Source organism: Halococcus dombrowskii (assembly GCF_022870485.1).
Lineage (GTDB): Archaea > Halobacteriota > Halobacteria > Halobacteriales > Halococcaceae > Halococcus > Halococcus morrhuae.
On the sequence record NZ_CP095006.1, the window covers coordinates 247,237 to 272,756 of the forward strand.

Annotated in this window: 26 protein-coding genes and 1 pseudogene; 18 read left to right on the forward strand and 9 right to left on the reverse strand. The window is 57.2% G+C overall.

The annotated features are described in order from the left end of the window. Positions 1-2 precede the first annotated feature (2 nt). From MUK72_RS15565 to MUK72_RS15610, 11 genes are all read left to right on the forward strand, one after another. Positions 3-296 carry a hypothetical protein gene (locus MUK72_RS15565; RefSeq protein ID WP_244705493.1) on the forward strand — a complete coding sequence of 98 codons (294 nt, stop codon included), beginning with the start codon at positions 3-5 and terminating at the stop codon, positions 294-296. Between the two features lie 416 nt (positions 297-712). Further along, positions 713-1,540 carry a transcriptional regulator TbsP gene (gene tbsP / locus MUK72_RS15570; protein WP_244705495.1) on the forward strand — a complete coding sequence of 276 codons (828 nt, stop codon included), beginning with the start codon at positions 713-715 and terminating at the stop codon, positions 1,538-1,540. Between the two features lie 121 nt (positions 1,541-1,661). Next, on the forward strand, positions 1,662-2,345 hold the full coding sequence (locus tag MUK72_RS15575; protein ID WP_244705497.1) for a hypothetical protein: 684 nt from the start codon (positions 1,662-1,664) through the stop codon (positions 2,343-2,345). 297 nt (positions 2,346-2,642) lie between these two features. After that, the gene (locus tag MUK72_RS15580; protein WP_244705499.1) at positions 2,643-5,117 is read left to right on the forward strand and encodes a phage NrS-1 polymerase family protein; all 2,475 of its coding nucleotides are present in this window, start codon (positions 2,643-2,645) and stop codon (positions 5,115-5,117) included. A gap of 292 nt (positions 5,118-5,409) precedes the next feature. Next, a complete protein-coding gene (locus tag MUK72_RS20265) occupies positions 5,410-5,538 on the forward strand; it encodes a hypothetical protein (RefSeq protein WP_256686301.1) in 129 nt (42 codons plus the stop codon). A 3-nt stretch (positions 5,539-5,541) separates the two neighbouring features. After that, positions 5,542-6,768, forward strand: coding sequence for an RNA-guided endonuclease InsQ/TnpB family protein (locus MUK72_RS15585; RefSeq protein WP_244705501.1), 1,227 nt, complete (start codon positions 5,542-5,544; stop codon positions 6,766-6,768). Beyond that, on the forward strand, positions 6,669-7,019 hold the full coding sequence (locus MUK72_RS20270; protein ID WP_280518323.1) for an HNH endonuclease: 351 nt from the start codon (positions 6,669-6,671) through the stop codon (positions 7,017-7,019). The genes MUK72_RS15585 and MUK72_RS20270 overlap by 100 nt, the downstream gene beginning before the upstream one ends. Positions 7,020-7,052: 33 nt before the next feature. Continuing rightward, a complete protein-coding gene (locus MUK72_RS15595) occupies positions 7,053-8,267 on the forward strand; it encodes an IS701 family transposase (protein ID WP_244705505.1) in 1,215 nt (404 codons plus the stop codon). Beyond that, positions 8,264-8,635, forward strand: coding sequence for a hypothetical protein (locus MUK72_RS15600; protein ID WP_244705507.1), 372 nt, complete (start codon positions 8,264-8,266; stop codon positions 8,633-8,635). The genes MUK72_RS15595 and MUK72_RS15600 overlap by 4 nt, the downstream gene beginning before the upstream one ends. A 163-nt stretch (positions 8,636-8,798) precedes the next feature. Then, positions 8,799-9,470: a DUF3267 domain-containing protein gene (locus tag MUK72_RS15605; protein ID WP_244705509.1), complete on the forward strand. Its 672-nt coding sequence runs from the start codon at positions 8,799-8,801 to the stop codon at positions 9,468-9,470. Between the two features lie 192 nt (positions 9,471-9,662). Next, on the forward strand, positions 9,663-10,937 hold the full coding sequence (locus MUK72_RS15610; protein ID WP_244705511.1) for an RNA-guided endonuclease InsQ/TnpB family protein: 1,275 nt from the start codon (positions 9,663-9,665) through the stop codon (positions 10,935-10,937). 103 nt (positions 10,938-11,040) lie between these two features. Here the strand turns inward: MUK72_RS15610 and MUK72_RS15615 are convergent, their stop codons facing one another. The 3 genes from MUK72_RS15615 to MUK72_RS15625 are packed head-to-tail and all read right to left on the reverse strand — an operon-like array spanning position 11,041 to position 13,443. Beyond that, positions 11,041-12,066 carry a hypothetical protein gene (locus MUK72_RS15615; RefSeq protein ID WP_244705513.1) on the reverse strand — a complete coding sequence of 342 codons (1,026 nt, stop codon included), beginning with the start codon at positions 12,064-12,066 and terminating at the stop codon, positions 11,041-11,043. Between the two features lie 56 nt (positions 12,067-12,122). Continuing rightward, the gene (locus MUK72_RS15620; protein WP_244705515.1) at positions 12,123-13,244 is read right to left on the reverse strand and encodes a hypothetical protein; all 1,122 of its coding nucleotides are present in this window, start codon (positions 13,242-13,244) and stop codon (positions 12,123-12,125) included. After that, entirely contained in the window at positions 13,222-13,443 is a 222-nt protein-coding gene (locus tag MUK72_RS15625) for a helix-turn-helix domain-containing protein (RefSeq protein ID WP_244705517.1), read from the reverse strand. The genes MUK72_RS15620 and MUK72_RS15625 overlap by 23 nt, the downstream gene beginning before the upstream one ends. Positions 13,444-13,555: 112 nt before the next feature. Between MUK72_RS15625 and MUK72_RS15630 the strand changes: the two genes are divergently transcribed. The 6 genes and pseudogenes from MUK72_RS15630 to MUK72_RS15655 all read left to right on the forward strand — a co-directional run bounded on the left by MUK72_RS15630 (position 13,556) and on the right by MUK72_RS15655 (position 19,622). Then, entirely contained in the window at positions 13,556-13,780 is a 225-nt protein-coding gene (locus tag MUK72_RS15630) for a hypothetical protein (protein WP_244705519.1), read from the forward strand. After that, positions 13,777-16,218 (forward strand): ATP-dependent DNA helicase, encoded by a 2,442-nt coding sequence (locus MUK72_RS15635; protein WP_244705521.1) that lies wholly within the window; start codon positions 13,777-13,779, stop codon positions 16,216-16,218. The genes MUK72_RS15630 and MUK72_RS15635 overlap by 4 nt, the downstream gene beginning before the upstream one ends. 39 nt (positions 16,219-16,257) lie before the next feature. Continuing rightward, entirely contained in the window at positions 16,258-16,839 is a 582-nt protein-coding gene (locus MUK72_RS15640; protein WP_244705523.1) for an RNA polymerase sigma factor, read from the forward strand. Positions 16,840-16,894: 55 nt separating this feature from the next. Next, on the forward strand, positions 16,895-17,641 hold the full coding sequence (locus tag MUK72_RS15645) for a hypothetical protein (RefSeq protein ID WP_244705525.1): 747 nt from the start codon (positions 16,895-16,897) through the stop codon (positions 17,639-17,641). 13 nt (positions 17,642-17,654) lie between these two features. Continuing rightward, positions 17,655-18,194, forward strand: a pseudogene (locus MUK72_RS15650) (RNA-guided endonuclease TnpB family protein); the annotation flags it as partial. A 51-nt stretch (positions 18,195-18,245) separates the two neighbouring features. After that, on the forward strand, positions 18,246-19,622 hold the full coding sequence (locus tag MUK72_RS15655) for an IS4 family transposase (protein WP_004055296.1): 1,377 nt from the start codon (positions 18,246-18,248) through the stop codon (positions 19,620-19,622). Positions 19,623-19,919: 297 nt separating this feature from the next. Here MUK72_RS15655 and MUK72_RS15660 read toward each other — a convergent pair whose 3' ends face one another. The 6 genes from MUK72_RS15660 to MUK72_RS15685 all read right to left on the reverse strand — a co-directional run bounded on the left by MUK72_RS15660 (position 19,920) and on the right by MUK72_RS15685 (position 23,790). Then, positions 19,920-20,189 carry a MarR family transcriptional regulator gene (locus tag MUK72_RS15660; RefSeq protein ID WP_244705527.1) on the reverse strand — a complete coding sequence of 90 codons (270 nt, stop codon included), beginning with the start codon at positions 20,187-20,189 and terminating at the stop codon, positions 19,920-19,922. Between the two features lie 108 nt (positions 20,190-20,297). After that, positions 20,298-21,089 (reverse strand): DUF7260 family protein, encoded by a 792-nt coding sequence (locus MUK72_RS15665; protein ID WP_244705530.1) that lies wholly within the window; start codon positions 21,087-21,089, stop codon positions 20,298-20,300. Between the two features lie 115 nt (positions 21,090-21,204). Further along, positions 21,205-21,717 (reverse strand): DUF8154 family protein, encoded by a 513-nt coding sequence (locus MUK72_RS15670; RefSeq protein WP_244705532.1) that lies wholly within the window; start codon positions 21,715-21,717, stop codon positions 21,205-21,207. Then, positions 21,710-22,384, reverse strand: a complete 675-nt coding sequence (locus MUK72_RS15675) for a nucleotidyltransferase domain-containing protein (protein WP_342346236.1) — start codon at positions 22,382-22,384, stop codon at positions 21,710-21,712. The genes MUK72_RS15670 and MUK72_RS15675 overlap by 8 nt, the downstream gene beginning before the upstream one ends. A gap of 63 nt (positions 22,385-22,447) precedes the next feature. Next, positions 22,448-23,014, reverse strand: a complete 567-nt coding sequence (locus tag MUK72_RS15680) for a DUF7964 domain-containing protein (protein ID WP_244705536.1) — start codon at positions 23,012-23,014, stop codon at positions 22,448-22,450. Between the two features lie 374 nt (positions 23,015-23,388). Next, positions 23,389-23,790, reverse strand: a complete 402-nt coding sequence (locus MUK72_RS15685) for a hypothetical protein (RefSeq protein ID WP_244705537.1) — start codon at positions 23,788-23,790, stop codon at positions 23,389-23,391. Positions 23,791-24,075: 285 nt separating this feature from the next. On the opposite strand from MUK72_RS15685, the gene MUK72_RS15690 reads away from it, so the two are divergent. Continuing rightward, on the forward strand, positions 24,076-25,491 hold the full coding sequence (locus MUK72_RS15690; RefSeq protein WP_244705539.1) for a tetratricopeptide repeat protein: 1,416 nt from the start codon (positions 24,076-24,078) through the stop codon (positions 25,489-25,491). Positions 25,492-25,520 lie beyond the last annotated feature (29 nt).

Genomic DNA, 25,520 nt, shown 5'->3' on the forward strand with positions numbered 1-25,520 from the left:
TCATGCCAGACAACACCCGCCACTCCGAAGCTTCGCTGCCGCTGAGAATCGAAGACGCAGATGAAGCGATCGTGACGTTCCACCCGCAGATCTGGCACGACAACCGTGCTCTCACCAGCGACGATACCGAGACGTACACCGTTCCCATCGAAGCGGTACTGGACGATAACGGAGAATTGCTCGAAGATGATACCGGTGGGTCGGACAAGCTCGCTGACCACGAAAACGCGCCGAAGAGAGCGCAGAATTGGTCCGAGAACGATCCATACTACGTGACCATCGACGGGTTGCGATGACGGCTAGCTGCAACAACTGCGGGCAAGAGTGGGAGCGCGATCCAGCACTTGAAGTCGCGTGTCCAACCTGCGAAGCCGGGGTTGGGGAGTCATGTCGGCGGCCATCAGATCACCGGTGTCGGATCCACGCAGAACGCGACCGGCGCGCGATCGAAGAGGTCTGTGACTACTCGATCTGTCCAGCTGCCGACGCTCCTGGTCGTCCTGTCTGGAGTGCGAGCAACGACGGAACACATGACGAAGAAACCCACCAAGCGACGCTCTCCTCGTGACTCGGCAGTTACAGGAAAAACGGCATTTATTTGCAGCCTCCGTTATCAACCATATAATAGAAATCAAATATACAACACTGAAGCAGTCGTTCTCACAGGGCAATACACCAGAAAGTAAATATGCGACCAATCGCTACCCTCAGTATGTCGCTCGAAGCCTCCCAAATCACTGCCAGTGAGTCCGAACTCTTTCAGGCGATCCTCTCGGACACAGCTGACGAAGTGGTAGCAGTCAACCTCGATGGCGAACAGCTCACAGTGCTTGTCGAGACGATCGGTGGCCTTTCGGAACCACCCGCGGTTCGCAGCCTCGTCAAGGACTCGGTTGCGAGGTGGCTTCAGGACGACTTCCTGGTGGCAAGTGCCGTCGCCGATGAAATGGCTGCTGGAAACCTTTCGCTCCGAACAGCCGAGGTACGCTTCGAAAACACGCTGTTGGTGACCGGGGAAACCGTCGTATCCGTTGTCCCAGCCGGTGATCGTGTCGCTGGTCTCGCTACTGACGACGAAGATTTCGTTGCTACTACTCGCGAGAAGTGGAACAGCGAGTGGAACGATGCCACAGAGGTGTCCTTCCGGACGCCACCGCGGTCGGAAATTCACGAATCGCTCGCCAACGAGATCGGTGAAGAGGTCGATGCAGATTTCAGAGCCATGCTCAATTCAGTCGAAACCACCCGTGACAAGGGAGCTCTCAACGAAGTAGGGATGAGTCTGCTCGCTGCTGCCAACAACGAAATCCAGCTTTTCGAGATCAGCAAATGGGGCGAGGACACGGGACTGGCAAGCAGAGCGACGTACTCGCGAACGAAAACCCAGCTTGAAGACAGCGGCCTGCTCGCCACCGAGAAGGTCCCCATGGATGTGGGCCGCCCCCGCCTCCGTCTGCTGCTGGGTGAGGAACTCCGTGGCGTCGATGTCGACGACCTTGTGGAGCAGGCCCAGAAAATGATGGTCGCTGCGCCTGCCTGATCTGTTTCCTCCACCAGCAGAAAATCCCACAACGGACGCATCCTTGTTCGCAGTCCATACTCAGGTGGAAGATATAGCCGGTGCGCCTCGGTTTATTCCTGCACCGAGGCACGAGGCAGTCATGAGTACAGACGCATCTCAGCCCACTCCCGACTCGTATCAATCACTGACCGCACGCACCCGGCGTGCAATCAACGGATCCATGACCATCACTGCTTGCAGCCCGGGAGCGTATCTCGTTGAATCTGCATCCGGGGCAACGTATGCCGTCGATCTCGCGCCGCATCCCGACACGAACAAGGCCCAGACAACGCACTGTACGTGCCCCGACTACACCGATCGTGAGCCTGCTGGCGGCTGTAAACACCTCCGGCGCGTGAAACTCGATGTCGCGTTTGGCGAACTTCGCCATCCGAACGACTGGCCCACTGACGACGATCTCGCTGAGCGTGAGCCTTCCCACCCCGACGACCAGCAAGAGACAGCTCCTGTCCCACTCGCTGCCGATGGCGGACAGGTGGAAACGCACTCCGGGAGCGATGATACCAGCAGTGCAGCCAGTACCGACCGCCACAGCAATCCAGACCACGCGCTCAGTACGCCCACAGTTACCGACGAAGCACCACTCGACACCGATCTCGATACATCTCGCGACATCTGCTACCGCATCTCCGAACGAATCCAGGGACTCAACCACGAAATCGATTGTCGGCGGGCCGAACTCCGTGACCTCAAGACCGCCCTCTCCATTTTCGAAGAACTGACTGAAACATCGGAACCACCGATAGATCACCTCGAACAGTGAAACAAGCTGTCAGTTGTCATAAGAAATCCCTTTGTCAGCGTTGCACAATTAATAGAGTAAGCACGTGAGGGCTGATGGATATGCACACACCTGCGCCCCGAGACCGACCCGGAGAAAAGACTGGTCTCCTGAATCCAGCGGCGGCGTGTGGCGGTGATCGTGCCCAGCGCCGGCACCAACACCGACACCGACACGGACGCCCTCTGCACCCACTCGCTCGTTTGTTTTCAGCCCAAAGAGACAGAGCTACCCATGTCCTCTCCGATCTCAGTACGGTCCAAGGAGGTGTCTGAATCGATGGGCTCCTCAGATATCTCCGTGCGTGAGCACCATGACCGGGTGAAAGACGCAGTGTCCCCGCTCTGCTCGCTTGATGACAATCCGACGCTACTGGTCAACGATAAGAAAGGCTGGTACGTCACTCGAGACAATCAAGATAGGGACGAAGAACACGACGGCGAGGAGTTTCCGAAAGAGCGGCGAGCACGGAACTTCTGCGAGGACTACAACAGGGTGGCCGCTACCCGACTCGAACGGACGCTCTACGCGCTCACGTCGTACAAATTCCCCGAGACGTTCGACCGCTGGAAACGCGCCCGATTCGATCCAGAGAGAGGCGACAACGGCGAATACGTCTACGCAGACCGCAAACCAGTGCCCCGCTCCGAAGACATCGCCGCAGTCGCTGTCTGGGGTGATATCGATCTCGAAGACGATCTCAAGCTTCAGCGGCCCGACCTCGACGAGGAAACCTACGGCATCGCCGAGGAAGCCTACGAAGCGTACATCCAAGCGTTCGCTGACCTCTACGGTGGCCGCGATGCGGTGTACATGCTCGATAGCGTCGGAGGAGCGTATATCTTCGGCGCACCCGAGGCAACACTACCGGTTGTTCGGTACTACGCGGACGATGACGACGCCCGAGCGCGCGTTCTCTCCGAACTGATCGATCGCTCTAACGACTACCTCGGCGAAGCCCAGCAACGCATCAACGAGCGGATCGATGGCGCTGGCGAAGTGATCGACCCCGACTGGGCAAACAACATCAATCGGCAGTACAAGATGCCGCTCACGCTTCACGGCGACCACGACGCGGTCGTCACTCCTGTCGATGTCGAGGACGTGCGCTACCGCGAACCGGTCGCGGTCGAAGAAGTAGACGACACGCTGCTTGACAGCGTTCACGAGTGGTGTAAGTCGTTCACCGCCGTCGAGTTCGAAGACCGAGTCACGGATCTCGTGGCCGGCCTCTGGCCTGATGAGTACGACGAACACGGGAACTGGGAGGACGCACTCGATGCATGGATCGACGCCGAACGAGAGCGCGAGCAACGCGAAGAACAGCGCCGGCAGGCCGCCGCCGACCGTCGCGAGCAACGCCTCGACGAGCTGGATGAGGGAATCGAAGGCCAACCGATCACGCCGTTCCTCCAGGATGTCTACGACGCACTCGATGGGATCGACACGGCAGAGGTAGTGCGCCACTACGCGAGCGACGAATGGGACTCGGGTGCGGATATGGCCGACAAGACCGAGTTCAACCCCTCGTGGCGGTCGAGCAAGAGCGGCCGATCGTGCTACGTGAATCACGAGACGAACCGTTTCGGCGATCCCGGCGACAGTGGAGGCGGATACGCGGCGAAAGCGATGGCACTCGGGAAGACCATCATCACCGACGCTTCGCAGGATCTGACCGGCGAAGGGTGGGCTGAGGCGGTCGATGCACTCCGTGACGCCGGCTACAAAGTCCCGATCTGGACGCCTGAAAAGGGGTCACACCACCGCGATGGGAGCGAGTACGATGAAATGCCGTTCTGGGCGGTTCGGAAAGCAGCTGTCGCGCTGGGTGTCCTTCCCGAAGACGGGTTTACGACCAAAACCGGCGCGAGAGGGAAGGAATATCTCGGCTTCCCCGGTGCAGAGACGTACAACACGGTCCTCGACGAGATCGAGGCCGTCGGGCTGGATCACAACCGCGACCACGTCGGCACGACCGGGCGAACCGATTCGGTCCCCGATATCGATCTCAGTGCCGATCCCGAAACCAGCGTTGCCATCAGCGATGATGAACTCATCGAGAAGGCACGGAACGCATCCAACGGTGAGAACTTCACTGCACTGTGGGACGGCAGCACTGACGGGCACGAGAGCCGGTCGAAAGCCGCTACAGCACTCTGCTTCCATCTCGCGTTCTGGACCGGTGGCGACGCCGACCGGATGGACCAACTCTTCCGCAACTCGGAGTTGATGTGGTCGGGCTGGGACGAATCGATCGAGCAGAACGGTACTGGTGAATCGTTCGGCGAGACGGCACTCAAACGCGCGCTCGCCGGCACGGACTCCTTCTACGAATCACCACAGTCCGAGACGGACTCCAGGGAGGCAGCAGCCAGTCGAGATCGCGACGAACAGCGGGCACCGACCGAGAGTGCAGATGAGAGCGAGCTACCAACGGAACCGGCAACGACAGCAACCGACGACCGTGCATCTCCCCAAGAGCAGACGAGGAGAGAACAGACGAAGGCAGGACAGGCGGACGCAAAACAGACGGAGACGAAACAGACAGGAGGAGAACACGCACATCTCAAAGAGCAGAACCGCCTGCTCATCGAACGCGTCGAAACCCTTGAGGAGGACATCGAACAGAAAGAAGCCCGTATCGAGAAACTCGAAGCCCAGCTCGCATACTACGAAGAGAAACTCGCCCAGTCCGATGACCACGAACGTGGCTCCAAACCCATCGTTGAGCGGGCTGTGCAGTATTTCCGATAGCGAAGAAGTGATTCCTGTTAAGAGGTTTCTCCCGAAAAGTAATATGCGAGTGTCTCCTATCCATTACTGGAGCAACCATGAGCCAAAGCGTCCCAACAGTCAATCATCGCTGGGACGATCCCTCTTCGCACAAGGGAAAATATCCGCCGGACTGGAGCGCGCGCCGGAAGGCCGTCTACAGGTAGTGCAGCGAGAGTGCCGCGGGGCTTGACCCCGCGGGTGAATCGCGTAAGCTCAACGGATGTCCGACGCATTTATGTGTGCGAAATTGCTAACTGAATCTGTAACGGATATGGAACAGCGACACCTTCGCGTCGACCTCACCGACGAGGACATCGAGCGAGCGACCGAGTACGCCGAGGAACACGGGCTTCGGATGCCGCGTGCCTACGGCGACCTCATCCGCGAAGGCCTGGACTAGTCGATGGATCTCACGCTTCGTTTCCGTGCGTATCCCGACGATCTCACGGCGAGCGAGGCGTGGCGGCACATCGACATCCACCGCCAGATACGGAATCACGCGGTGCGTGACTACTATCACGCCGAGTGGAACGACCGACCGAGTGCCTACGACCAGCACTCGAAACTTACCGTTTGGAAGCGTGAGTGGCCGACCTTCGCGGAAGTTTCGGCGCACGCCGCCCAACAGACCGTCTCGCAGATCCACCGCGACCTGACCGTCCTCAAGGAACATCGGCAGAACGGGCGGAAGGTCGGACGGCTCAAATGGCAGGGCGCGGGTGACTTTCGTTCGGTTGCGTATCAGTCCGAGGGCTACGACGTGGATCACAACACGGGCCGGGACGGATATGCAACCCTTCACCTCTCGAAGATCGGCGATATGCCCATTCGCACCCACCGGAACCTGCCGGAAACGGATGATATCAAACGGGTCGCTCTCAAGAAGGAGACCACCGGCGAGTGGTTCGCCACGTTCGTCATCGAGGCCGACGAACCCGAGAAGCCCGACCCGAAGGAGATCGACCGTAACGACTGCGTGGGCGTGGATCTCGGCATCCTCTCGTACATCCATACGTCCGATGACTGCTCGGTCGAACCGCTGGCCCTCTCCGACGAATACGACCGCTATGCGCGCGAACAGCGGTCGCTCGACCGAAAAGAACACGGGTCGGCCAACTGGGAGAAACAGCGGCGGGCGGTGGCGACAGCGAGACGCCACATCAAACGGAAAGTCCTCGACTTTCAGCACAAGCTGAGCTCGTGGCTCGTGACCGAGTACGAGGTGGTGTGTGTGGAAGACCTCGATGTGAAGCCGATGCTCGAAACTTCACAGTCGGCGAAGAACAAACAGGATGCGGCATGGTCGCAGTTCCTCTCGCTCCTTGAATATAAGGCCGATCTGCACGGAACACACATCATGTCGGTCGATCCTCGGAATACGACGAAGGAGTGCAACCGATGCGGCGTGAAGACCGACAAGCCGCTGTGGGTGCGCGAACACTCGTGTCCGGCCTGCGGCCACGAGGAAGACCGTGATCTGAACGCAGCGAAGAATATTCTCGACAGAGGTCTCGAACAGATAGGGGCGGGATGCTCCGAATCAACGCCCGTGCAGACTGCGCTCCCTGCGTTCACTCGCGTTCGAGTGGATGCAAAGCGCGTCGTCGAAGCGGGAAGCCCCGCGGCTTGACCGCGGGGTCCGTTCACAAGCGTGATAATTGGACCTGCCAATCTTGCGGCCACATGAGCGGCCCGCACGCCGGAGATGAAGGCAGGTCACTCCATTCGCACCATATTATCTCCCTCTCGAAAGGCGGCTCGCACAAGTTCAGCAACCTCGAGACGCTGTGTGGTGTCTGCCACAACAACCAGCACCACCACGATATCTTCGCCAGCGACAGTCGTGGATCGACTCTTAGTCACTCGGCTCTGCACGTTTAAGTAGTAACGCGATGTAGACGGCAGTGACGGCCGATGCTTCCGATTACGGACTTCCTGTCCTGCACCGATCCACTGGACGAGTTCGACTCGCTGTCGTATCACCAGACCCATCACGCCAAAACGTACGTGACAGGTCTTGCTGCGGCCAGCAGCAAGACCGTGACCGGGATCGCACGTGAAATCCTACCAGCTCAAGGCGACCGAGCACTCAACAAGTTCCTCACTGAGTACGACTGGAACGAAGATCAACTCAACCACGAGCGATTAGAGGAGTTGCAAAAACACGGCGAGACGCGCTGGTCACAGGACGGCTACATCGTCATCGACGACTCGGTGTTCCAGCGAACCGGGAAGGAACTTCCCGGTGCTGGAGAGTTCTACGATCACACCGAAGGAGAACCCGTCTGGGGACAGGACCTCGTCTACGCATTCTATACCGACGATAAAACCTCCTATCCACTCGCATTTCGCCAGTATGAGAAAGCTGACGACGAAGACCAGGACAGCGAGGAGACGAAGTACGATCTCTCCCGAGAGATCGTCACAGAACTGGAAGAAGAGGTAGGTGTACCTGCGGACACCTACCTCTTCGACTCGTGGTTCGCCCACGACTCGGACCTGATCAAGCACGTCGAATCCTACGGCAAGGACTGGATCGGACCACTACGGAGCAACCGGCAGGTGACCTTCGATAACGAGGAGATGCGCGTCGATGCGCTGGAAGAGCGCATCGACAAAGTAGAGCGGGAGATCGACGAGGAAACGTACAAGATCTGGACGAAGACGCTACCGATCTCGAAGTTAGGTGAGGTACGACTGGTAATTGCCGAGAAAGTCACTGACGAGGACAAAGACAATCCGGTCAAGTACCTCGCAACGAACAAGATCGACGCTCCCTCTGGCCATCTCATTCGGAGCTATTCGTACAGGTGGCGGATCGAGACGTTCTTCGAGGACTCGAAGCAGGATCTCGGCCTTGGAAGCTGCGAGGTGCGTGATTCTGACGGTGCCAGTGGCGACTGGCACCGTCAGATGCTGACCTACAGCCTCCTTCGCCTTGGTCCCGAATCGAGCGTCTCGGAGCGACTCGTCTCGAAAGCTTCGTCGCTCCGAGCGCAGCTCGAACACGGCCTCAAAGAGACGATCTACAACATGTTTTCGTGGGTGCGCGACCAGCCAGACCACGATCTCGACGGACTGATGGAGGAGATCGACCACCTCTTCCTCCATTCTGAGGGGAGTTTATGAACGTGCAGAGCCGAGTTAGTCAGTTCGTCGACGATATGATGCGTACTCTTGCAGTCGGTGGGCTTCTCCTCCTTGCGATCGCGGCGTACGGTGCGATCACCATCGGAGCAAGTATCTCGATCGTTTCCTCGACTGCTCTCCCAACGGGTATGATCGTATTAGGAGCCATGGCGACACTCATTGGAGTGGGGTTCGCCATCATATGGCCGCGGGTCAGCGGGCCGGGCTTTGCGTTGGGTGGCATCATTTGCACCGGGATGGCTGGCTCCTTCCCTGGTGCTCAAGCCTCCGACCCTGCTGTCGCACTGATACTCGCCATGTTCGGAATCCCAGTTCTGGTTGCTGCGTGGGAACATTTCAAAGGGTGAAATCCTCTTTGGCTTGATATCCTCTCTGTCCTGCTCGCGCCCGTTCGCTGAAGGCTAGGAATTCCAACCGCAGTTGAGATCTCAGGCCTCGCTTCCTGCTTTCTTCAACAAGTAAACCAATCGACCAGAAGTATATAGTCGGTAGAATACTACAATCTGCAAGATGGACTGGGACGATACGCAATCTGATACCGATTGGGCACCAGATCCTCCAGAAGGTTATGATCAGTATGATCCGCTATTTGTTCAGCCGTGGTATGTCACGGTGCTGCTCGGTCTCTGGGCGGTTGGTGCAGTTGTTGGTGTGCCGCTTCTCGTCGTTGTGATAAAGGGTCTCGATACGACACTCACGGTCTACAAGGAAGTGTTACTGCCGACCAGCTTCGTCGGAATCGTCATCTATTTCGGCTGGATAGCCGCGACGCTCATCGCGATGCTTGGTCTTCACGAACTGGTACACGCAGTCACCGCGCGAGCGCTCGGCTACAAGACGGAATTCAGTATCGAGAAATATCTGATTGGAGGGTGGACTCCGCAAGTCATTACGTATGGCCGGTTCGAGTCGCGCTTCGAATCGATCGTCGTGACGCTTGCGCCGCTGCTCGTCATTACACCAGTGAGCGTTGGCACACTGATAGTGGCTGACAGTTCGTGGGCAATTGCGACAGCAGCATATGTCACGCTCGGAAATCTCGCTGGCTCAGTAGCCGATCTCGCCACAGTCTGGCTGGTCACACAGCTGCCATCCGGCGCGTTCCTCTATCACGATCGCGCTGGAAGAAGCCAGTACTATACGCCGATTGAGCAAACAGCGGATACCAACGATGAATCCTGACTGACAGTCTTACCTGAAAATCAGGCGCAATGCCCCACCCTCAAGGAGCGCCGGGCGTCCGATCTCATCGGACGCACAAGCGAGTAGGGTGGGGATACGCGCCGTGAGCTTGGTTCGGCATTCGCCGGACATTGCACGGCCGGATATTCCACAATCGGAATACTTAGGTTTGTTCGGATACATAGGTTACGTATGGCGGATTCGATGGTCACACGCACTTATCGAGCGAGGATTCGGAACCACTCGCAAGTGCGTGCCGATCTCGATTCGCTCGGGTTCGCCGCCGCGAAGCTCTGGAACGTTGGGCGGTGGACCGTCCAACGTGTCTGGGACGCCTGCGGCCAAATTCCCGACGCTAACGCGCTCATGTCCTACCTCAAGGGTCACGAACGCTACGTGGACCTTCATTCTCAGTCCAGTCAGCGAGTTCTCCAAGAACTCGGTGAAGCGTTCACCGGCTGGTACGGCAAGCGCGACAACGGGGACACGAAAGCGAACCCGCCCGGCTACCGCAAACGCGGCGACCAACACCCACGTTCGACGGTCACGTTCAAGACGGCTGGCTTCAAGCACGACGCCGCGAACAACCGTCTCCGACTCTCGAAGGGGTCCAACCTCAAGGACGGATGGTCCGACTTCGTACTCTGTGAGTACGATGTCATCGGTTCGCCCGAAACGAGCGTCAAAAACGTCCAACAGGTGCGCGCAGTCCACGAACACGGCGAATGGCGATTGCATATCGTCTGTCGTGTCGAGGTTGATGTGCCAGAGTCGTCCGGCAACGAAGTTGCCGGAATTGACCTCGGTATATGCAACTTCGCCGCCGTGTCGTTCGGTGGTGAATCCCTGTTGTATCCCGGCGGCGCGCTCAAGGAGGACGAATACTACTTCGCCAAGAAGCGTGCGGAGTGCGATAAGAGTTCGTCGCGCGAAGCGCGGCGACTCGATCACAAGCGCACCGACCGGCGGACGCACTTTCTGCATACGCTCTCAAAAACGATTGTCGCAGAGTGTGCCGAGCGCGACGTTGGGACAATCGTTGTTGGCGACCTCGCGGGAATCCGCGAGGACGACAACGGTGAAACCGCCGACTGGGGCGACCACGGCAACCTCGATTTGCACGGATGGGCGTTCGACCGCTTCACGACAATGCTCGACTACAAGGCTGAAGCCGAAGGTATCAGCGTCGAACCCGTTTCCGAAAGGGATACGTCGAAGTCGTGTTCGGCCTGCGGCCGAACCGACGACAGCCAGCGCGTCGAGCGCGGATTGTACGTCTGCGGCGAATGCGGGCTGGTCGCCAATGCCGACAGTAACGGTGCGGAGAATATCAGACAAAAGGTACTCCCGAATCCTCTACGAGAGGATAGGGATAACGGCTGGTTGGCACAGCCAGCGGTTCGCCTGTTCGACCGTAGCGAGGGCCGGTTCGCCCCGCGAGAACAAGAGCCGAACCGCGAACCTTAATATCCCAACTGCGGTCGGGAATCCCCGCCCTCAGCGAGCGCCCGTATGGGCGCGAGCAGGGCGGGGAGGATGTCAAGATCTGGGCGGAGTCGAGGGGAGGCATTCACTCGCTTCGCCACGTGACGAGTATCGCCAGCCCCAACAGAGCCATCAAAACGATGCCGATCACGACCGAAATCCCCACCAAATCCAATCCGGCGGTGATCCCTGCTGAGTCTCCCGAAGAAGGACTCGCCGTAGTTTGAGAGAGATTGGTGGTCGTGGGTGTTTCAGTTGCTGTCGGCGTCGTTGTGGAGGTTGGTGTGGGAGTTGGTGTTGAGGTTGGAGTCGGTGTAGCTGCCGCCGTCTGTGGGTCGCTCGGGGTCGATATCGGCGCGACCACTGCCACCGTCGCGGACTCGTTCGCTCCACCAAAGCTCACGGTGATGGTTTTTGCGCCAGCACTCTCGAACTGCTGGGTGAACGTCGTTGACTGAGATGTGTTGGGTGCGAGCGAAACCGTCTCTTGATTCACGACCTGCCCGTTGGCTCGTATCACGACTGTCTCATCTCGTTGTTTCGTTGCGTTACTTGCGACGGTCAGGTTGAACTGCGCTGGTTCACCGACCGTCGCTGTCTGAGAAGTGGGGCCGAATTCTGTGATTGAAAGGACCGTCGAACTGGCAGGCGTCACCGTCGGGGTTGCCGTGGCGGTTGCTGTCGCCGTAGCTGTTGGTGTCGCCGTTGCAGTCGGCGTCGGGGTTGGCGTCTCTGTCTGGTCGTCTCCGCTCTCGTCCTCGCCGCCGCTAAAACCGTCCGTAGCATCGAGAACGTTGGTCGAGTCGATCTGCTTGCCGTCAAGCGTGACGACGAGCCCGTCGCTGTTGTTTGTCGTGAACGTCGTTATTTCGCCATCAAATCGGTAGGTGTCCTTGCCATTGAGGCCGACAGTGCCCTGTGCGTGCTGTCCGGAAATACTATCAGTATCTTCAGTGTCGACATTCTCTGTCTTGCGGAGGTCGCCGCCGACGCGGAAATTGTAGCTGATCTTGTCTTCCGGGGTCGTGATCGTCAGCGTGTGAGCTGGCTGGTTGTCGGTGTCTTGTGGCGCAACCGGAATGACCGCAGCACCAGTGACCAGCAGACACATGATACATACCAGTAGTAATCGTCGAGCAACAGACCGACTGAAGAGGCGCTGGAGCACTATAACCGCCTCCTGACAGCGATGACCGCAAGCGAGAGGACGAGCGCTCCAGCAGCAGCGCCAAGACCGAAGCCCGGACCGCTTCCCGAGCTCGCCGCCGTCTCTCCTGCCGTGGTAGCCTCAGCTCCCACCGAAGCGCGCGTGTCTCTCTGTCCAGGCTCCGATGCTGAGTCACTATCCGGTCCGGAATCCTGTGATGATGCTGCGTCTGCTCCTGAAGACTGGGGTTGGGTAGTGGCCGTTGCTGTTGCTACCTCAGTAACCTCGTCCGGTTCAACGCGCTCGTTATCGAGTGTGACCTGCGCATCGCCGACGATATCGAATTGTGTAATCTCGCCCGTGTAGTAGAACGCCGTGATCCCGTCGTACGGGTCAAGTGATCCACGCGCTGTATTGCTGTTGACGATCTGTGTCTGGTTTCCGAGCGCGCTGGGTGCAATCGACCCCGAAACAGTAATTTCGTACTCGACACTCCCGTTTTCCGTTTCTGGTGGGTCTTTGTAGACCGCCAGCCGATGCCCGTTCAACACCTGTTGATCGATTGGGTTGCCGTTGAGCGTCACCTGCACCGAGCCGTTGGAGTCGAACTCCATCAAGCCATAGTCGAAGACGTAGATGTCGCGCTCGGAGCCGTTCACCGTGCCCCTCGCCCGATATTCGCTGACGAGATCTTCTGATCCTGTTTGTGCCCCGCTGAGATTGCCGACAACGCGGAAGTCGTAGCTCCCGGTGCCGCTGATGGTGAGGACGCTTTTGCTGGTGTTTTGCGTCTCAGCCTGTTGACTCGGAGTACCAGCCACGCTTCCTGTGTCGGTTGTTGATGAATTGCCAGTGAACAGTTCCTCGCTTGTCTCAGTGCTGCCCGAAGTCGTCGATGTCGATGGTGTCGATGGTGTCGATGGTTCCGGTGTCGTCTCTTCGGTGCTGTTGTTCTGCTTTGCTGCAGTATCGTTCATCAGCGGTGCCGCAGCGCCTCCAGCCGACACTACGGGTGTGAGCACAATCATCACCGTTGAGAGGACAACGATGATCATCATGACTCGGTATCTCCACGCGCCGTCAGTGTGATGGCGAGAGTCATTCATTTTCATCAGGAATCTACCATACAACGGCGCTGCCACCGACTGTTCGCGAACTCACAAGACCAGCTTCACGCATCCCTTTGAGTCGGTGGGTGACGGCGCGACGATGGATTGGAAGGTTGGCTGCAATATCCGTCGCTGTGAGCACTGGCAAATCGGTGGTTTCGAACACCGCGAGCAGTTCGTCGTCAGCGACGGTTTCGGAAATTTTTCCGTGCTCGTCGCGCTCCATACCCATACTCTCAGCGTTCTTGATGCGTTCACTTAATCGTTACCGGCACCGTCAGAAGCAACCGACAATTTTCGGGGAACCGACTAAGTATCAGGAAAGTCTACAAAACCCAACTCATATGAGCGAACCAACTGACACCAGCGCAGAAAGTATTCCAACAGTCGTTTTCAATGCTGCTGTGGAGAATGCAGCGATTGATGACCGATTCATCATTCTCTGTACCGACGGCGACATCGAATACGCGCAGACGCGTGAGGAAGCCGAACAAGTCGCCCAAGAGATGCGTGCGATGCGGGAGTTTTTCGCTGGCCCGAGTCACGAGACGGAGATCTTCGAACTATGAGCTCACAAGACCAGACGGATCAGGATGGCGACGAAGCAACAATCGTCCACGAGACAATCGACCGGCCAGAGCTATCGCCGGGCAGTCCCGCAACCGACTGGGAAACGTACTTCCCGTTCGACGAACCGTACGACGCCCAGCGCGAAGCAATCGAACAGACACACGAGACGCTCCTTGACGGCGGGTTCGCGGTCGCCGAACTCGCTTGTGGGACTGGGAAGACGCTGTTCTCGCTCATGCGAGGCATCGAACTCGTTCGCGACCCGACGACGCCCTACAAGCGCGTCATGGCGCTGACATCGGTCAAACAGCAGATCAGGGCGTTTGAGGACGATCTGAAGGCGATCAACCGCAATCTCGATGAGGATATTCCACCGGTATCCGCGCTCACAGCCGTCGGGAAAGCAGACCTGTGCAGCTACGTCGATACCGGCCGGATCGACGACAACCGTATCTACTCGCGGTGCGAGGAACTCCGCGAACCGGTTCGAAAGACGCTCGCACAGACTGGCTCCGAAGACGCCCGCACCTTCCTCGATTCGCTGGTAGACAAAAGCGAGGTGGATTCGAAGAGTCGCGAGCAACCCGTTACCACCGAAGACTGGAGCGCCCCCTACGCAGAGGGGATTCCTGAAACCGATGGTGGAGGGAGTGGTGGTGCCGAGTTCTGCCCGTTCTATGCGAAATACCGGCGCGAAACGCTCGATGATCCCGAAGAAGGAGGATACACGCCGCAGGGCGTCATGACGCCGGAAGAGCTGCGAGCGCAAGCTAGCACGGCGGGAATCTGTCCGCACGCGGTCATGGGCGACGCTGTTGCGAACGCCGAAGTCATCATCGCCAACTACTATCATGCGTTCGACCCAGATACAGTCGATACGCTTACCGGCGGGATCATCGACAAGGAAACACTGCTCATCTGCGATGAAGCACACATGCTCGTGCCGCGAGTGCGCGACGTGTTGAGTCAGAGTCTGAGTCGATGGCAGCTCCAGCGAACGATCGATGAAATCGAATCAGAGATCCTTAACCAGTCCCATCGGGGCGTCGACCGCACGATCCGGGAAACGCTCACCGAGCATTTCGTCTCTCTCGACAACCTCAAAAAGTTCGTCGAGCTCCTGCGTGACCTCCAAGACGAACTCGAACGGCGTGCAGCCACAGCGCTCGACGAGAGCGACGACGTCGCCGATTGGCGAGAAAAGAGCCACCCTGACCTGCCCGAGGATATCCAGCAACCGCTACGCGACCCACGGACTCCACAGCCCGACGACCTCTCGGAGTGGGCCGCCGACGAAGGGTATACGGACTTACTCGGCCACGCCAAGCAGCTCTGCGATGGCGTCGTCGCAGCACTCCGGCAGGCAAGCCAGCACCATCAGGGCTACACGCGACTCAACACCTACTCTGAAACCACCGGACAGGTCCTTCAACGCTGGGCGGACTGCGACCACGAACAGTACATTCGGACCATCGAGTTGCACAAACGCCAGCGAGCCGAAGAGCGCGAGTTTGCATGGGCCGGCCACTACTCGGCGCACCTGACGATTGAAAACTGCCTCCCGGCCGAGGAGATCGCCGCTCAGCTCGACCATTTCGGTGGCGGTATCCTGATGAGCGCAACGCTCGCACCACTCGATGTCTATCGGCGAACGGTCGGTCTCGACCGCCTCGAAGAGAACGGTCGGCCCGTCCAAGAGATCGTAGCCGGACTGCCGTTCCCGCCGGAGAACCGTGGGTCGTTTGCCGTCGATCTCGAGAAATTCACCTATGGGAATCGCGGTCCCACGAATCCACGCTGGCGCGACGACGACCAGGACGACGTTCGCGACGACTACGCGAGTGTGATCCGCGATGTGGCACGAACGACTGATGGGAACGTCCTCGTCGCCATGCCGTCATACTCGGAGGGCGAGTGGGCCGCAGAGATGCTTCGAAGCGATCCACAGATCGAAAAGGAAGTTCTCGTTGACCAGAGTTCGAGTAACGAGATAACGGAATCGCTGAAAGACGAGTTCTTCGGCGGTGCTCCAAAAGCCCTCGTGACCTCACTACGCGGAACGCTTACCGAAGGTGTCGATTACGAGGGCGACCGTCTCGATGCCTGTGTGGTCTGTGGCGTGCCGATCACGAATATCGATGGTCCAGTGCCGACCGCGATCAGAACCGCCTACGAGCGTGAGTTCGGCAAGCACAACGGGTTCGATTTCGCATTCACGGTACCAGCTGTGCGGAAGGCACGACAGGCGCTTGGGCGGGTGATCCGGGGTGCCGACGAAACGGGCATTCGAGTTGCCGCTGACCGTCGGTATGCGTCATCGCATAACTGGGATGACGTTCGAGAGTATCTTCCGGAGTATGAACAGAGTGATTACGATCCAACGCGACCGGAGATGGTCACCAACGAGATCAACCGCCTCGTTCAACAGTGGAAATGAACGAAAGATTTATAGGTATTGCTATCTATAAGCAGCAATATGTCGTGTACTTCGACGCCAACCGACGAAACTGAACTCGGTGGTCTTCCGCTCTTGATACCCGATCAAGAAGGTGTCCTCATCGGATGTGTCGAGATCGGTGAACCACGTACGCTCGCCGCTTACTACATCCACTGGCGGGGACACATCATGCTTGGCGTCTACGAAGATGGTGAATTTGCGCCAGCAAGTACGTTCGAACACGAAAGCCAGATCATGGCTAACCAAGTGCAAGCATTGACCACACTCGACGCAGAGGTACAACTCTCGACCATCGGACAAGCACTCCTCAAAGCATGGCACATCGCCGATCTCAGCTCACTTGCGCAGAAAGAAGCCCACGTCTATGCACTCCGAGAACTCGCTGGCTTCAGTCGCCAACTGACTGCCGACATTCTCAATGTCTCGCCGAGTACGGTCGACTCTCATCTTCAGGTGGCGAAGCGAAAACGGAGAGAGGCACAGAATCTTCTGAGCCTCGATCAACAGAAGGCACAAGAGCAGCAGTCGTCAACTCATGACCACGATTCGATTCTTGTTGAGGTTATCAACGAAATTGACGATCCCCAGAGAGCACGGTAGCCCATTGGGTGCATCTTCTATGCTCTATCGATTTCCGAAGACCATTGCGGCCGATATGAATTCACAGGTGGAGACGCTTACTGACGGGTTCGAGCGACTCGGGCCTGACGATACTCCGTTTACGCTCCGCGGAGGTGAGGAGAAGCGCGACCAAGCAGCGACGATCCACCACCAGCGGGATACGAACGAGCGGACGAAAGATGAACAATCAAATGAACCAGTCAGCCGTGGCGTCTCGGAGTGGAAACAGAACCTTCGCACCCTCGATTTCCCGTTCATCGATACGATCTCCTGTGAAACGTACTTGGATCGAGCATGGCAGGCTGCAGCCGCGGTGCAAGAACACGGACTCATCGAGGAGGTACATTGTAATGTCTGCTTTGAGGATCCGAATCTGCATGGGAAGTTCTGGCCGGGTATCGCTGAGATCGAACTTGCTCCGGAACGGGACTATTTTCCCGGATACGCGCCAGGACCAACTCTTGCACACGAGGTGAGCCATAGCGTGTACGCTGCGTGGACACCGGATGCCGGCTTCGAACAGGGCCAGCAGGCGTTTCGAACTCGAAGCCAACAGGAGCAGGCAGAATCCTTGTCACTGCGACTCTATGGGCCGTTCCATGAAGCGACAGGTCCGTTCGTTGACTATCGACTGGGTGACGAGGAACTCTTCGCAGCGGCTTTCACCTCACGAATCATCGAACCAATGGCAGCACGCCGGAACGCGCCACAGGCTGTTAATCGCGTCGAAGAAATCGCTACAATCACTGTTCCAACTCTCTTTGATGGAAATTCGTTCTAATTAATATCAGTTCCAAAAGCGCACCGACCGCCGGACACACTTCCTGCATACTCTCTCGAAAGAAATTGTCGCGGAGTGCGTTGAACGCGGTGTTGGGACGATTGTTGTGGGCGACCTCGGCGGCATCCGCGAAGACGATGAAACCGGAGAAGCTCGAAATTGGGGCGACCACGGCAACCTCGATTTGCACGGGTGGGCGTTCGACCGCTTCACGACGATGCTCACGTACAAAGCCGAGACCGAGGGTATCGAGGTCGTATCTGTCTCCGAACGGGATACGTCGAAGTCGTGTTCGGCCTGCGGCCGAACCGACGACCGCCAGCGCGTCGAGCGCGGGCTGTACGTCTGTGACGACTGTGGGTTGGTTGCGAACGCCGACAGTAACGGAGCCGAGAACATTCGACAAAAGGTACTCCCGAATCCTCGGCGAGAGGATAGGGATAACGGCTGGTTGGCACAGCCAGCGGTTCGCCTGTTCGACCGGAGCGAGGGCGGTTTCGCCCCGCGAGAACAGGTCGCTCAAACGAACCGCGAACCACTCGTTATCGCTTAAGGATTCGTCCGGATCAGCAGGCGCTACTGTCTCCCGCGTCAGCCGGAACTCATGGATCGATGGCTCCATATCCTCGGCCAAGAACTCCGGTATCTGCTTCCGCCACGGTCGGTGCGCGAGCACGCTCGCGCTACCGACCTTGTTGAACGCGACCGATTCATCGACGCTTTTCCGTTCTTCTGGTCGTTCACGTTCGGCACTACCCAATCCAATGGGTCTCTCGCTGCCGTTCAAGACCTTTACAAGGCTTTCACCAACGATTCCGTTGCGTATTCGTCCATTCAGCAGTGGGTTACAGCTGAACTCACCGAGCTACTTGCGGACATCTGTGGCTACATCAGCGTCGAGCTTGGACAAACAGAATCAGCGCTCGAAGGCCGCTTCGAGCGCTTCCGAGATGTCTTCATCTCGGATGGGACCATCTGTACGCTCTCTGCGGAATCCTTCGAGGAGTTCCCCGGATTAGGTGACGATCACGCTGGAGCGAAGCTCCACGTGATCGAGTCGCTCGCCTCGCGAGCTCCGGTCTTTTCGTCGATCACTGACGCTCGCACCCAAGAAACCACGCAGCTCCAGATCGGTGACTGGGTCGAAGATTCTCTGGTCCTGTTCGATCTCGGCTACCTCGACTACGCGAGGTTAGCACGGATCGACCGCAATGGCGGCTGGTTCGTGAGCCGGCTCAACGTCGACGCAAACCCTGAGATCATCGATGAGCTCCGAACCTGGTGTGGTGATACGATTGATCTGGAGGGCAGCCACCTCCAGGAGGTGCTGCCCGACCTCTATCGGCAGATTATCGATTCAACGGGGACGATCGGTGCGGATCGAGACGATCCGCACCTTCCGTACGATGTTCGAGTCGTCGGCGTCCGCCACGAAGACGACGAGGACGATCACCGAACGGAGGAGGTCGAGGCCGATCACGACTATCACCTGTATGCGACGAATCTCCCAGCAGACGCGTTCGCGCCGCGAGAACTCGCGGCGCTGTACAGCAACCGCTGGAGCGTGGAAACGGTCATCGACGAGCTGAAATCAGTGTTCGAGTTGGACGAAATGACGGTGCGACGGGAGGCAGCAGTTGAGTGTTTCATGATGGCGGCGCTGTTGATGGTGCTGGTGAGTCGGTATCTACTGCGGCGGGTACGAGCACGGCTCGGACCCGCCTCACAGCGATCAGTCGAGGAGGAAGATCGGATCGAGCCGGTGAGGTTTTCCAAGCGAATCAACCTGTTTAGCGGTGATTTGCTACGGATATTGGCTGAACAGCTCGGGTATGGGTGGGACGGGGCCGGGTCCGCGATCGTCGAGGGAGCGATCGACCCGAACGTGGATCGCCACGCGCTCACGGAGCGAGTGGCTCACGGAAGCGTCGATCCGAACGTGCGAAACGCGGGTGAACTGGCGACGATCCGGCCCGGCTGACGACCGTCAGCCGAGCCGGGAAAGCTTCGTGTTGAGTGGCAACGCTCTCGGTTAGGCGCGTTTCTGAACGGAAACGAATCTGTGATTGGTCGATTCCAGCAATATCGATCTCTACTCGGCGGTTCGTGCTCTACTTCTGAGAAATCCCACAGCACTCAGCAAACCAGCTTCCGCACTCACCGCTCATTCTGGGCTTAAGCGATAACCAGTGACCGCGAACCCTAATATCCCACCTATGGTCGGGAATCCCCGTCCTCAGCGAGCGCCCGAATGGGCGCGAGCAGGGCGGGAAGGATGTCAACCTCCGGACTCAGCAACAGGGAGAGGTGTATAGAGTTGCGTACGCGGTTGTTGGGGATCGACATGCCCTTCGGCGAGGTCTGCGTCGTCGAGTCTGTTGAGAGCGTCTCGAACCGTTCGCTTGGGGAGCAGTGTTTTCTCGGCGATGTCCTGTGAGGTGAGAGGCTGGTCGTGTTGGAGGACACGAAACACGAGCTTCGCGCTGGGCGGGAGGTTCACCAATCGGTCGAACCGCTGTTGCTCAATTGACGTGGAGACTGCGGTCATTGGCAGTAGGGATACCGCGCTTGCGAGGTAAACTCTTCCATCCTGCAGGCTGTTCTGTCTCTCCTGATGAATGAACTGCCTGTAGTTTGCATCGTTCTCGTCTGTGCGCTATTGGGTGATGAGTGCGCGTTCGAGATGCTGGCGAGCCGTGACAAGGAGCGATCTGAATCCGGCAAGATCAGCCAGGACAGGATAGGTGACTGGCAGCGATTCGTAGAGATACTCGTTGAGGTCTTCGTCGGTGGAGCTTGGTCCAGGGATTCGCTGGCTGCGGAGTTCGGCTTGACGGTTAGCTGCGAGATCGTCACACTGGGCTTCAAAATCAGCCAGTCGCTCGTCGGTAGCTCTGAGTTCAGTGGATGACCATGCTCCGAGAGGCTGCTGGTTCATCTCGGTGAGGGTGGTGTTCAGCTTGTTGAGCGTGTCACGCGCGTGCTGGAGATAGTCGGCTTCGTGGTCGAGGGCACTGAGTAGTGTTGTTCGGCCGTCGGTGGCTTGCTGGCACCCTGTGAGAAGCGTTTCTTGGAGTGGGGGCGTGAGAGTGTCGGCAGTGGCGAGTGCGTTGGCGAGTTCTGGGCTGAATTCTTCGGCAATGTCGTCGGTGAGCGATTGGCCGTAGTCCTCGTCGTAGTGCGGCATGCTCATGACCGTTTCACGGTAGGCGTTCCGTACCTGCTCAATCTTGGCTGTGGAAGTGGTGGCTTCAGAAGCTTCCATGATTGCGCTTTTCACTCTTGTTGTCGCGGTAGGGGTGGGTGCATGTACGTCCATACCGGCAACATGCTTGCGAAACTGGGTAAACGCCGCTTGTTCGTCTTTGAGACACTCGCGTTCGTCATCGAGCACGGCTTCCGCTGCCTCTGTCCGTTGGGTAATTGTATTGTCGGTTATTGCTTCCATACGTGATTGAGCGGAATTTACTGGGCGATGGTTTGAATATGTATGGTAAGCGGTAACACTCGAACGCACATACGAGTTATGGCCATGGCAAACACATGGAGGCAACTACTCCGATCTACCGTTCAGTATCACGATGAGAACAGATACACTCGTGGGAGAGTGTGGCAAACTCGTGAACGTACCGATGAACTGCCTCAGCAAGCGCAAGCATTGCGTCGGCCTGTTCGGCGCTTGCAGCCGTCTCCCGGTAGTAGACGTCGGCCCGGTTTTGCGCCCAGAGTTCGGTTAATCGGTTCGCAAAGTCGTCGCTGAAGAGATTTACCCGCGCGCCCTCAGCGTAGACTTCGGTATGACGATGCCGCAGGTCTTCAGGAGCAACGGCGTTGCGATAGAGGAGATAGAATTGGAGACTCCGCTCGATTGCGACGAAGGACGCTTCAATCACGACCGTGTAGAAACCGTTTCGCTCTCGAAGCGTTCGGGCGGCTTCCAGCAGCCGACATGCCTTCCGGAGTTGGATAAGAGCCGTATCGGCCATGTCAAGCCCAGGTTCGCTCGTCTGTCCGCGGGTGTTCTGAAAGCGCTCTTCTGCGCGGTCGAGGGCGTCCTCGACGTTACTATCATCCATTTGCGAGTACCTCCTGTTTCAATGTCCGCAGTGATTCCGAATCAACGAGCGTGAGGCCGGTCGCAAAGATGTCACGGAGCCGTTCACCGTAATTTTGCGTCGATTCGAGCGATTCGACCAGAACGTGGAATTTGTAGCGGTCGCCGCTGAACCGTTGTTCGCTGAGGTCGCTTGTCAGCTCGTGGGCGTGCTGTTGATTGGTCGCTTGGTGATCAGCGACAAGTACGAAGCAATCAATATCGCTGCGCCGGTCGGCCTCGCCACGCGCGACGCTGCCGAAGAGAACGATCCCTCGTATGTCCTCGAGATTCTCACGCAATCGGTCAAGAAGCGCAGAGACTGGCTCGTGGAACTCGGGCTGAGGAATGCGCAGAATCGGGTCGTCAGGGTTGTCGAGGCGCGCACGATTAATTTGGACGAGTTTTTTCGGCCCCTCATGGCTGGTTTCGACCAAGTCGGCAGCAGCGAGGTCAACGACAGCGTCAGAGATCGTCTTGTGCGTGTAATCAGTTGCTCGAGCGAGGTCACGAACGCCGAAGAGGGCGTAGGGGTTGTCTGCAAGAAGAGCAAGGAGAGCATTTGTGGCACGGTGACTGAACAGCTGCATAGCTGGCACGGGTATCGGAAGCGCGATTGCCGTGCCAGTCTGGATAGATTTTTCATCCATGGTTGGGATTTCTATCCGAAGATATTTATGAGTTCTTCTTGAGAAGGCAAGTTCAAGTTGGAGTCAGGATTTGAGGGCTGCCTCTGGGTCTTCGATTGGGTGGATCTCATCTATCGTGTAATGGTTCCCCACCCACTGTGCGTATGCGGTCTGCAGCTGTTCAAGCGCTTGATCAAAATCTGGATCAGAGCTTTCAACTGAGGCTATCAATTGCCACTCACTGATCGTCGGTTCATATCCGGCAGCGGCGGTGATCCGTTGCTCTCGGAGAAAGTCGTTGTAGAAAAAGATCAAGGCGATAGTCCTATCACCGTCTGCAGTGTTGACTAACGGCATCACTTCGCCCATCATCGGATGCTGTTCGAGTATTACCCTGATCTGAGTGTCTGTCAGTGGTTCATTGGGGAAGCCTTGAACGGTTCCGAGAACAGGATCGCCTGGGTATCCGGCTGGTTCGAGGTCTTGATCGTCGTAGTGCTGCCTCAACTGATCATTAATTTCTTCTTCGGCAACTGAGATTTCGTCTGTAATTGCTTCTGGCCTGTCGGTTTCCATAAGTTGCTCCCACTGCTTGTCTTCGGGATTGAAATAGAAAAAATACGCTCGATTACCTTTTGCCAAAGTAATCACAACGACCGAATCAGGGTCTTCTGCGAGACTATAGACTGGGTAGCAGAATGTGAGATCAGGATGTTGGTTTAACGTTTCGTGATAGATTCAGTTACCGGCTGAGCAGGCAATCCCGAGAATCCCTTAGTCATACGCGATGATACGATTCGGGTCTGTAGTAGCTCTTTCGGCAGTGAGAACCAGTACTCAGCAACTGAGACCATGATTTATCCACTCGGACCTGCTTTGCTCAACACCGCCTGATTTGAGACGATACAAGACCTACTCATCCACCGAATCTCCGATGGCAATGATTGAGGATATCGTGTCTGAGTGGATAGCTCTGTATAACCCGTTACCGGTTTCAACAGTGCTTCAGATGTATCGAACAGCGCTCAATCTCGCGGGATCCAGATTCCATCTGTTAGTTCGAATGCAGGCTCGTAGTTTTCCTCCTCAAACTCCTTGAGTACAGCCGAAAGAACCGGCTCCTCAACCAGATAGCCTTGACGTTCGTACTGCTCGCGTGCGCGAGCCCACTGAACAACGACCGCCTGACGGTCGGACCGAGTTCGGACGCGCCGCGAGAGCCGATGATCACCCGTTGGGACGAAGACAAGATCGTTGAGACCAGCGCAAGACAGACAGTGCGCGCGGTTCTCCCCACTTTGATCACTGACCAAGCGAATCTGCCGTCCCGGTCCCAACTCCTCGCCGCACGCATCACACGAGGAGTCGCGGCTGCGGATCTGGAAGACGATCTCCTCCTCTTCGTCTTCCTCGTGATTGGATACCATACGAGAGGATAGTGAGTAGCGGTGATCAAGGATTTGGTGGGGTGGGATGGGAATGGGTAATTCCTATAGATCAGGGTAACTAAGATACCGATTATGAGCCGTTCATGCGCGGTATGTGAACACCCGAACATTAGTCGATGGGAGATTTGCTCGCGTATTGAGAGAACCCGTGGTCGTGACGGTGGGTTTCCTTCGTTTGTTAGTATCAAACGTGACCTTCAGGATGAGTACGGCGTCAATACCTCTGTTACAGGTCTCAAACAGCATGTAGAGGATCATGTTGAGATGCCTGCGGCCGGCGCGTGTTTGCTACGGGCACAGCTCTACGATGAGAGTTTCGATAGCGTGGTTGAGGAGGTTTCTCAAGATGTATCTCCCATTGAACTTATCGAATTTCTCCCTGATCGACCGCTCACCGAGGCGGAAGTCGGGACGATCGCGTCGCATCCAGAAATTGACGCTATCCATGGAGAGCCTCTCACCACTTGGTATTCAACGATACCTGACGACTTCGAAGATGATATCCATGCGTTCTGGATCGAGACCGGATACGAGATCATCTCGTTTTCATTATATATCGGCGAGTTTAGTCAGTGGGATCAGTATACTGCGTCGATGAATGCCGATCAGGAGATCCGCTGGGAACAGATGGAGATCAGGAAGAAGGAGGATCTCGTTGATCGAGGAATGATGTATCGCAACGATTATCTTCATGTCCCGGAGCAGAAGCCGGAGGAAACCGAGACACCTGCATTCAGTGAAGAGGCAAGAGCTGATACGGAGGATTGGTTTACTGACCGTGCTGTCCAGCCGTCGAGTGCCGTCATGGAGCGTGAGTTTGCTGGTGGTCAACCTCTCTCCATGGACGCTGTAAGAGATCTCTCGACGGAGGAGCTTGTCCAGCAACTGCGTGGTTTCGGGGTTGAGATCAGCAAGGAAACGTTCCAGGAGGAAGTGGAAGGGTTCTACTCGGCGAGCGAACTCGCCGATCATTGGTGGGAGGTGTACTCTGTGACGGCGGTTGGCTATGACGAGGATTTCATCTGGATGGCGGCGGTTGTATTGTGGGAGCGATTGGTACCGGATGCCGTGAGCTCGGAACAGTTAGACAGGATGATGCAGGACGGGTACGATCTTCGGGATGAGGGAAAGACGGTGGAGGCATGCAATCTCTGGTTGGAGGTATGGAAGCATTTGAAGGAACGGTTCACTGAGGAGATGACCTCTATTCGCGATGCTGAACAGGTCTTTTCGGGGCTTCAGTCCCTCTACAACTGGTGTCAGGATGTGGAGATGGAGCTGGGGAATGCGGGGAGGCAGGATGACTCCGCATTTCACGAGAAACGGATCGAGTACTGCCGGGAGTTCTGTGAGCTGTTTCCTGAAACGTACACCTTGATTATTCAGAATATGCGGAGTGCGGTGGCAGTTTCCCTGTTTGATCTTGGGCGGGTTAACGAAGGTGAGGCGGGGTTTGAAGCGTTGGTGAGCGAGTATCCTGATTTCGTCTGGGGCTACACCAAATGGGGAGATAAGTACTGGCAGAATCAGCATCACGATGAGATTCCACTTGACTACGGGAAAGCAGAGGAGATCTATCAGAGAGCACTGTCCAACGATATCGATGAACCTGATGTCGTGAGAAAGCGGCTCAAAAAGCTGGAGACGGAACGAGAGAACCGAGACTCAGAGGAGACATAGCCTTTCCCCTCTCTCTTCGCGTCTTCGAG

Excerpts from the sequence above, each read along its gene's own strand:
- MUK72_RS15600 (WP_244705507.1), top strand. The coding sequence starts at position 8,264 with ATGAACGTGCAGAGCCGAGTTAGTCAGTTCGTCGACGATATGATGCGT.
- MUK72_RS15585 (WP_244705501.1), top strand. The coding sequence starts at position 5,542 with ATGGATCTCACGCTTCGTTTCCGTGCGTATCCCGACGATCTCACGGCG.
- MUK72_RS15690 (WP_244705539.1), top strand. The coding sequence starts at position 24,076 with ATGCCTGCGGCCGGCGCGTGTTTGCTACGGGCACAGCTCTACGATGAG.
- MUK72_RS15630 (WP_244705519.1), top strand. The coding sequence starts at position 13,556 with ATGAGCGAACCAACTGACACCAGCGCAGAAAGTATTCCAACAGTCGTT.
- MUK72_RS15605 (WP_244705509.1), top strand. The coding sequence starts at position 8,799 with ATGGACTGGGACGATACGCAATCTGATACCGATTGGGCACCAGATCCT.
- tbsP (WP_244705495.1), top strand. The coding sequence starts at position 713 with ATGTCGCTCGAAGCCTCCCAAATCACTGCCAGTGAGTCCGAACTCTTT.
- MUK72_RS15575 (WP_244705497.1), top strand. The coding sequence starts at position 1,662 with ATGAGTACAGACGCATCTCAGCCCACTCCCGACTCGTATCAATCACTG.
- MUK72_RS15675 (WP_342346236.1), bottom strand. The coding sequence starts at position 22,384 with ATGGATGAAAAATCTATCCAGACTGGCACGGCAATCGCGCTTCCGATA.
- MUK72_RS15685 (WP_244705537.1), bottom strand. The coding sequence starts at position 23,790 with ATGGTATCCAATCACGAGGAAGACGAAGAGGAGGAGATCGTCTTCCAG.
- MUK72_RS15610 (WP_244705511.1), top strand. The coding sequence starts at position 9,663 with ATGGCGGATTCGATGGTCACACGCACTTATCGAGCGAGGATTCGGAAC.
- MUK72_RS15595 (WP_244705505.1), top strand. The coding sequence starts at position 7,053 with ATGCTTCCGATTACGGACTTCCTGTCCTGCACCGATCCACTGGACGAG.
- MUK72_RS15655 (WP_004055296.1), top strand. The coding sequence starts at position 18,246 with ATGGATCGATGGCTCCATATCCTCGGCCAAGAACTCCGGTATCTGCTT.
- MUK72_RS15635 (WP_244705521.1), top strand. The coding sequence starts at position 13,777 with ATGAGCTCACAAGACCAGACGGATCAGGATGGCGACGAAGCAACAATC.
- MUK72_RS15660 (WP_244705527.1), bottom strand. The coding sequence starts at position 20,189 with ATGACCGCAGTCTCCACGTCAATTGAGCAACAGCGGTTCGACCGATTG.
- MUK72_RS15625 (WP_244705517.1), bottom strand. The coding sequence starts at position 13,443 with ATGGGTATGGAGCGCGACGAGCACGGAAAAATTTCCGAAACCGTCGCT.
- MUK72_RS15645 (WP_244705525.1), top strand. The coding sequence starts at position 16,895 with ATGAATTCACAGGTGGAGACGCTTACTGACGGGTTCGAGCGACTCGGG.
- MUK72_RS15565 (WP_244705493.1), top strand. The coding sequence starts at position 3 with ATGCCAGACAACACCCGCCACTCCGAAGCTTCGCTGCCGCTGAGAATC.
- MUK72_RS20265 (WP_256686301.1), top strand. The coding sequence starts at position 5,410 with ATGGAACAGCGACACCTTCGCGTCGACCTCACCGACGAGGACATCGAG.
- MUK72_RS15665 (WP_244705530.1), bottom strand. The coding sequence starts at position 21,089 with ATGGAAGCAATAACCGACAATACAATTACCCAACGGACAGAGGCAGCG.
- MUK72_RS15640 (WP_244705523.1), top strand. The coding sequence starts at position 16,258 with ATGTCGTGTACTTCGACGCCAACCGACGAAACTGAACTCGGTGGTCTT.
- MUK72_RS15580 (WP_244705499.1), top strand. The coding sequence starts at position 2,643 with ATGGGCTCCTCAGATATCTCCGTGCGTGAGCACCATGACCGGGTGAAA.
- MUK72_RS20270 (WP_280518323.1), top strand. The coding sequence starts at position 6,669 with ATGCTCCGAATCAACGCCCGTGCAGACTGCGCTCCCTGCGTTCACTCG.
- MUK72_RS15615 (WP_244705513.1), bottom strand. The coding sequence starts at position 12,066 with ATGTGTCTGCTGGTCACTGGTGCTGCGGTCATTCCGGTTGCGCCACAA.
- MUK72_RS15670 (WP_244705532.1), bottom strand. The coding sequence starts at position 21,717 with ATGGATGATAGTAACGTCGAGGACGCCCTCGACCGCGCAGAAGAGCGC.